Consider the following 7,441-nt stretch of genomic DNA (forward strand, 5'->3'; position numbering starts at 1 on the left):
ATTATCTAGTTTTGAGGGTACGAAGTACAACTCTATAAATCAGGTGATTATGGCAAAGAGGTCACACCCGTTCCCATACCGAACACGGCAGTTAAGCTCTTTTGCGTCGATGGTAGTTGGGGGTTTCCCCCTGTGAGAGTAGAACGTCGCCTGGTTTACCAAAGTATCAGCTAATCAGCTGGTGCTTTTTTTATTTTGGACCCGTTAATTGTTCATATTTAATAAATATTAAAGGACTGTCAAATTTTGATAGTCCTTTTAAGTCCTTTGTACAAAATTTGAATACCAAGTACTTAAAGCAACTGAATCTGGTCAATTAGAATTATCTATAATATAAGGAATTGTATCAAGCTGTTTAAAAACATAAGTTTCATTATCAATTTTTATTTTAAAAGTTCTTCTTTTTTTATCATAAATGATTTTTAAATTATGAAACTTAGAACTATTAATTACATACGTCGTATCTGTTTTCTGTGAATAAGCTCCTTTATCTACTTCAGAACGATTATAATAATAAAACGTATGATGGTCCTCTTCATCAAATACTATTGTCGCAAATGGAAGTTTTTTGCTATGGTAAGTCCCTATTAAAGTTGACTCATCTAAATTCTGTATTTTTGGCATGTTTATAGCTAAAATAATAAATACAAAAACCAATAATAGAATAATACTTTTATCAACCCAATTTTTCTTTTCAACCTCAGGCATTACAATCTACACTCCTTCCTTAATTTAAAAATATTTAAAGAAATGAAGAACTATTCTAAATACAAACCAATACCGAGTTATTCAATCTTTGTATTAATCTTAAGTATCTAGCTCATTGATGTAATGATCCTAGGTGAACAACTAAAACTAACACTCTGAAAACGAACTGTTCATAACAGTTCGTTTTCAAAGTGTTGAAATATAAAATGGTCAATAGGGAAAACGGACATTAATTGAACATTAATTAGTGATGAAATTATCATTTTTGGGATGATCTATTTATTAATGGTTTTAAATTTTAATATGTTTAAGCAATTTTATGATTCTAATAACACTAGTAAGTTTTTTTAGAAGTTAAAAATATTATGAGCTAATTTTTAGAAAAACAAATTCAATTGATTAGTTTATTAATTAATGTTCGATCTTAATTAATCTACAATCTGATTAATAAACAACTGTAGGATGCACTAAGTAAAGGCTATTTGATTAGTTTTTATTGGAGACTTTTTTTGATGAATANNGCCCCATGGAAAGCGAGCATCCCGTAGTGGAAATCAACATCACTCTACTCCTTTTACGAAAATTTGGTAATTTAATTGACAGCGTTGTTTTTCAACAGCGTGAAAACCGCATGCTTTAGTACTTTATAAAGAAGTTAATCACCTGGTTTATCCACTTTTTTTAAAATAACTGTACTTATAGCATCTTTCCAGTAAATTTCATAATATACTTCTTTTTTCTTATCAATAAACTCACATCCGCCACACTCTCTTTTTTTACCATGAAATTCACCAGATTGATTTAATAAAAACCTCTCTCCTCCAATCGTTCCATTATTATAACTAATCAGATAGTGTGAATATGACTTAATTAAATCTTTATCAAATTTTCCTTTATATTTTATAGTTGTTTGAAATAAGATATCAGTTCCAACTAAAGTCATCTCGTGTAAAACTTCCCAATTATTATCGCTTCCTTTAAAACTAACAGACTTAGTACTAAATAAATGATTTGCAATTTCTCCGTGTACTGTAGTAATCGAGTTAAATAAGAACAATAAACTGAAAGTAAGATGAGCTGATGCCTTTTTCATTTTAATTCTCCAGTTTTTATATTTAATATTCAATTAAATGGTGTGTTTTTATACAATGATAAATCCTTATTAAACTAAATTTCTATTTCTACAAATTTTGAAGATAGATTTATTACTTTTTACATTGGGCCTACGAGTATGAAACTTAAATGAAGTGCTTACCTGAAGGGGAAAAAGTTGTAGAAAATTTTTATTAAAAACATACAGTAAATAATGTAGATCATCTTTACTTTTCAATTCACAAATAGTATGATGATTTCAATAAGTTAGATTTCAATGAACATAAAAATAAATGAGGTGCATTTTGTGAGTGAGGTAGGTTCTAAATAGGAAAAAAATAAATGAAATAAATAGGATGAAAAAAAGGGGGATTTGTAGAATTCGGACCCTTAATTTTGTCATGTATTTATTTCAAACCTATGAAGATACCTACAATACTTTATAATGCGTATAAAGAAATTAGTATGGCTATTCAGTAATAGCTTATTTAACTATATTTCAATTATGATTGCCTTGTAATGTGATTAAGCTGCGGTATCTCCGCAGCTTTTTTATATTTTTCGGGTAAAAATAAATCTTTATTACTATAAATATTTTCATTGGAATCTAACGTGTAGGTATCTCCATTTATGATCGATCAAATCATATTAAAGAGGAGAATTAAAATTGAATAATATAACATTTGAAAAATTACAATATAATGAGTTAAAAGAAATTGTAAAATCTTATTGTGTAAGTGGATTAGGTAAAAAATTGATAAATCAATTAGAACCAAGTTCCAATATAAAAGTAGTTAAAAATAGATTAAATGAGACAACTGAAGCTCGGGCAATATTAGACGCAGAAGGACATGTACCCTTTTTAGGTGTCTCTAATATTGAAAATATTATGCAAAATCTTGAAAAGGGAATGATATTAGATCCGAGTGAATTAATCAGTGTTTCGGACTTTTTAAGAGGATGTAGAAGAATTAAAAAATTTATGCAAGATAAGGTTTTTTTTGCTCCAATTCTCTCTTCTTACGCAAACTCAATGAGTGAATTTATGAGTATTGAAGATGAGATTAACTTCTCTATTAAAGGAAACAGCGTTGACTCCGGGGCTAGTAAGGATCTAAAACGGATACGAAATAATATTGAATCAGTGGAAGAGAAAATTAAAGATCGTTTAAATAAATTTCTAAATAATAGTGCAAATAAAATGTATATTCAGGACTTTTTTATAAGTAAGAAAGACGACCGATATACAATCCCAATTAAAGCTTCCTTTAAGAAGCAAGTTCCTGGATCAATTATTGAAGTTTCTTCTAAAGGGGCAACAGTCTTTATTGAACCGAATACAGTAACTAAATTAAACAGTGAGTTAGCAAGCCTAAAAGCTGAAGAGGCAATGGAAGAATATCAAATATTGGCTACCCTTTCAGGAATGATTTTAGAAAACATTTATGAAATAAATATAAATATGGAGTTAATTAGCCAATATGATATGGTGTTTGCTAAAGCAAAATTTAGCAAACATATTGGTGGAGTTGAACCGAAATTAAATGACTTTGGATATATAAAGTTAGTTGATTGTAAACATCCACTATTAACAGGTAATGTAGTTCCGCTTAATTTTGAGATAGGAGAAAGTTATCGAAGTTTAATCATTACTGGACCTAATGCGGGCGGGAAGACAGTCGTTCTGAAAACAATTGGCTTACTAACTTTAGCAACAATGTCAGGTTTCCATATTATTGGAGACATGGGGACTGAAATTGCAGTATTTGAAAAGATTTTTGTTGATATTGGTGATAATCAAAGTATAGAGAATGCACTAAGCACATTTTCATCACATATGAAAAACCTTTCCGATATTATGAGTGTTTCTAATAATAATACACTTTTACTATTTGATGAAATTGGAAGTGGTACGGAACCGAATGAAGGATCTGCACTAGCAATTTCTATATTGGAAGAGTTTTACCTTATGGGATGTATTACAGTTGCAACTACCCATTATGGTGAAATTAAACGTTTTTCAGAAATGCATAGTGACTTTATGAATGCAGCAATGAGATTTAATAGTGAAACGCTAGAGCCAATGTATAAGTTAATTATCGGAAAATCAGGAGAAAGTAATGCTCTATGGATTTCTAAGAAAATGAATATTCGCGAAAGTGTACTTCAAAGAGCGAAGGGATATATGGAAAATAAAGAATATCGATTAGAAAAAGTGATTGAAAGTGCAATAAGGAAACCAAAGATTGTCAAATTGAAAGCAGAAGAAAAGGCTTACTATCAAAAAGGTGATCGAGTAAAATTATTAGACTATGATACCTTTGGAATTATTTATAAAGAAATCGATAATTTTTACAATCTCATTGTTTTTTATAATGGTGATTTTTTAGAAGTGAATGAAAAACGAGTATCTTTAGAAATGAAGGCTGCTGAACTTTATCCAGAAGGATATGACTTAGATACGTTATTTGTTGATTATGCGACCAGGAAATTACAGCACGATATTGAAAGAGGTTCAAAAAAGGCACTTCGAAAGATTCAAAAAGGAATGAGAAGTAATGGGCAGTAATATTACGGCTGTTTTCAATCAGCAAATTATTGCACTTTGTATACAAATTAAAACATCAGCCTAAAAGCTGATGTTTTGTTTTTGATTTAAGAAAAATTTCATTGTTTTCAAGAATACAAAACAAATTTAAGCTTAAATGAATAGACTATACCAAACTATATGATTGGGGTCTTAATATGAGGAAATTTTCTTATATAGATTTAATCGCCACGTTAAATATAGAAGATGCACATCCAGGTGGGTTTGATTTAACAAAAAAAACATTAAGATTTCTTCCGCTGAAATCAGATAGCCAAGTTTTAGAAGTTGGATGCGGTTCAGGTAAAACTGCTAGCTATTTATATGAAAGTTTCAATTGCTCAATTACAACAATCGATATAAACAGTCGGATGCTGGCTAATGCAAGAAAACGATTTAACAAAAAGAAAATTCCAGTTACTCTGCATCAAGCAAGTGCAGAAAACCTTCCTTTTAAGGATAATTCATTTGATATTATTATTTCGGAATCGGTAACAAGCTTCACAAATGTAGATAAATCATTACATGAATATGTAAGAGTGTTAAAAAAAGGTGGATATTTTCTTGCAATAGAAATGACATCAGAGAGACCACTAACACTAAAAGAAGAAAGTGAAATAAAGGATGTTTATGGTATTTCAAAAGTAAAAACGGTAAGAGAGTGGGAACAAGCGTTAATCAAAGGGGGATTTAGAGACTATAAAATCCTCAAAGGAAATACAATAATGAATACATCAACAAACTCAATTGATTCACTTCCATTTCAAAAGTTACCACCAGAAGGAATTGAATTACTTCATAGATTTCAAGAAATATTAATTCGTTATAAAGATGTGTTAGGATATAGAGTATTTTTATGTAGAAAAAGATAGGCATAATAGCTTATCTTTTTTGTTTGATTAACAAAAGTACCGCTTACGAGAATTGAATTCATTCCCAAAGTATCAGACTGCTGTTTATATTTTAATAATTCAATTGGATTTAACTAAGCTAATCCAATAATTCCAAGCTATTAAGTATTCGTCCAAATCATCTGGATGATGTTTTATACATGTTGCTAACCTAAAATATAATCCAACTAATACGTTTTTATATATTGTGTTAGAATCGAAATCTTGTAAAAATTTCAAATGACTAACTGCAGTAGAAATTGTCTCTTTTGTTAGATTATCTGGTGAAGAACAAAACGCATATATTAAATCATAAAGTGGATCTCCAAACACTGGAGTAGGATCGATAATGCCACTTAAACCGCCTTTATTAAAAATAAAGTTATGTATACCACAATCACCGTGTAATAAAAAAGGTTTTCCTTGAAAAGTGATTAGATCTGAATTATTTACAATAGAAAAGATAAGTGTATGATCTGGCTTTTCTAAATACGAATCTAAAATTTTATAAGACTCTGTCAGTCTACTCATAAGAAAATCTGACCATGAATTCGATAAATCATCTGCCCATCCCCAACCTGGAGCATTAGGGTAGGATTCGTAATTATTTATTAACTGTTCAACAAGTGATATAAGTAATTCTTTTTTGTTTTTATTAACATAATTTGTGCGACCTGGAATGAATGGATATACTATGTATTTAAATGTTTTTTCAGCAAATAGTAAATTGGGTAATATATCTAATTTGTTATAGGAATTAAGAAAATATGCTTCTGATTCTAATACACTAGGATCATTAAACTTAACTATATACTTGCTTTCGTTTTTTATGTTACTTAGAAGATATATATTGCTCGATGTTCCACCTGTTAGTTGAGTGTACTTAATTTCTTTTTTGTTAATTAAATTCATGTTTGATAAATCATTTATTACTGATTCTATTTGCATAATATCCTCACCTTCATTATTAATAATGTACTTATTTAAGTATACTCTTATAAATTAACGGTCACCATGAGGATAGATGGGAAAATACTTATTAATCTCCACTTTATTTATGTTTAAAAATGTTTTGGAAATTGTAAAAGTATATGTACAAAAGCGAAGGATGAATATAAATATTATGACTTGAATGAATCTTTTCATGATAACTCCTATTCATATAATTAAAGTACTTTTATTCTTTATCTAAAGAGAAGAAGTTATTTTTTGTAATTAATTATTAAAATTATATTGAAGGTATCTCAAGACTTATATTTACCTTTACCCAAAAATTAAAAGGGTGTCTCAAAAGTCAGCAAATGACCAAAGAGACAAACCCACAGTAATTGAAAATAGGATTTTATTGAGCTATTAAAAAAAGAATAATGCTGCTAATGCGACTCCTGCGACAAATCCGAGTGCAATTGAAATACCGAACCCACAGCCGAAGAATCCGCATCTAAAACCATCTCTGTCAAAATCTCTTTCGTCTCTTCTTTCTTCTCTTCTATCAAACCTTCTATCAAATCTTCTATCAAATCTTCTATCGAAACGATCGTCAAAACGGTTATCAAATCTATTATCAAATCTGTCATCTACTCGATTATTAAACCAAACATTAGAACGATTTCCATTATGGAAACTTCTATTTGAAAAGTTTCTATCTGAGAAATCTCTAGATTGGCTTCTATTCATATTACTTCTATTACGATTTGATGATCTATTAGATGAATTAGAGTTTTGACGATGTTGATTGACTGGTTCAATAAAAACTCGATCATCAGTTACTCTTGTAATACGACCAATATGCTCATTTCCATCTTTATCGAAAATGCGTACAACCTGCCCTCTAAAATTATTACATAATTGATGGGCTTCATTACATTGCATAACAATTCCTCCCTTTCTTGTACTAATCTATGGAAGAGGAATTGTTTGTGCTTGTATATATACCTAGTTGTACAATTAACTAATTAATTTGATTTGAAATTCACATAAATTATTTTAGTTTATTTTTTCAAAAGAAATGCTTGCAATCATTTGGACGAGATGGTATATTTGTTTATGTTGTCACGACAAAACAAGTTCGAACAACAAAAAAAATATAATAAATTGTTGACAAAGAGTTCAACAAAATGTTATTATATTAAAGTCGCTTCTGGAGCGACAAAGTGAACTTTGA

Annotated in this window: 6 protein-coding genes and 1 rRNA gene; 3 read left to right on the forward strand and 4 right to left on the reverse strand. The window is 29.4% G+C overall.

Annotated elements, in window-relative coordinates; genetic code table 11:
- The first annotated feature begins 39 nt into the window (after positions 1–39).
- Positions 40–155, forward strand: a 5S ribosomal RNA gene (gene rrf, locus COE53_RS06325).
- A 157-nt stretch (positions 156–312) separates the two neighbouring features.
- Here rrf and COE53_RS06330 read toward each other — a convergent pair.
- Together COE53_RS06330 and COE53_RS06335 are read right to left on the reverse strand one after the other, a co-directional pair.
- Complete coding sequence (locus COE53_RS06330; RefSeq protein ID WP_091024998.1) at positions 313–708, reverse strand: hypothetical protein; 396 nt, start codon at positions 706–708, stop codon at positions 313–315.
- Positions 709–1,363: 655 nt separating this feature from the next.
- Positions 1,364–1,801, reverse strand: coding sequence for a hypothetical protein (locus COE53_RS06335; RefSeq protein ID WP_069034015.1), 438 nt, complete (start codon positions 1,799–1,801; stop codon positions 1,364–1,366).
- Positions 1,802–2,467: 666 nt separating this feature from the next.
- Here COE53_RS06335 and COE53_RS06340 point away from each other — a divergent pair.
- Entirely contained in the window at positions 2,468–4,369 is a 1,902-nt protein-coding gene (locus COE53_RS06340) for an endonuclease MutS2 (protein WP_098947569.1), read from the forward strand.
- Between the two features lie 176 nt (positions 4,370–4,545).
- Complete coding sequence (locus COE53_RS06345; RefSeq protein ID WP_069034017.1) at positions 4,546–5,259, forward strand: class I SAM-dependent methyltransferase; 714 nt, start codon at positions 4,546–4,548, stop codon at positions 5,257–5,259.
- A gap of 99 nt (positions 5,260–5,358) precedes the next feature.
- On the opposite strand, the gene COE53_RS06350 is transcribed toward COE53_RS06345, so the two are convergent.
- Positions 5,359–6,225: a phosphotransferase gene (locus COE53_RS06350; RefSeq protein ID WP_069034018.1), complete on the reverse strand. Its 867-nt coding sequence runs from the start codon at positions 6,223–6,225 to the stop codon at positions 5,359–5,361.
- A gap of 405 nt (positions 6,226–6,630) precedes the next feature.
- Positions 6,631–7,149 (reverse strand): hypothetical protein, encoded by a 519-nt coding sequence (locus COE53_RS06355; protein WP_098947570.1) that lies wholly within the window; start codon positions 7,147–7,149, stop codon positions 6,631–6,633.
- Positions 7,150–7,441 lie beyond the last annotated feature (292 nt).

The organism is Bacillus sp. AFS029533, assembly GCF_002585125.1.
GTDB classification, from domain to species: Bacteria; Bacillota; Bacilli; order Bacillales; family Bacillaceae_G; genus Gottfriedia; species Gottfriedia luciferensis_B.

Coding starts and splice junctions, on each gene's coding strand:
- COE53_RS06330 (WP_091024998.1), bottom strand. CDS start 708: ATGCCTGAGGTTGAAAAGAAAAATTGGGTTGATAAAAGTATTATTCTA.
- COE53_RS06335 (WP_069034015.1), bottom strand. CDS start 1,801: ATGAAAAAGGCATCAGCTCATCTTACTTTCAGTTTATTGTTCTTATTT.
- COE53_RS06350 (WP_069034018.1), bottom strand. CDS start 6,225: ATGCAAATAGAATCAGTAATAAATGATTTATCAAACATGAATTTAATT.
- COE53_RS06345 (WP_069034017.1), top strand. CDS start 4,546: ATGAGGAAATTTTCTTATATAGATTTAATCGCCACGTTAAATATAGAA.
- COE53_RS06355 (WP_098947570.1), bottom strand. CDS start 7,149: ATGCAATGTAATGAAGCCCATCAATTATGTAATAATTTTAGAGGGCAG.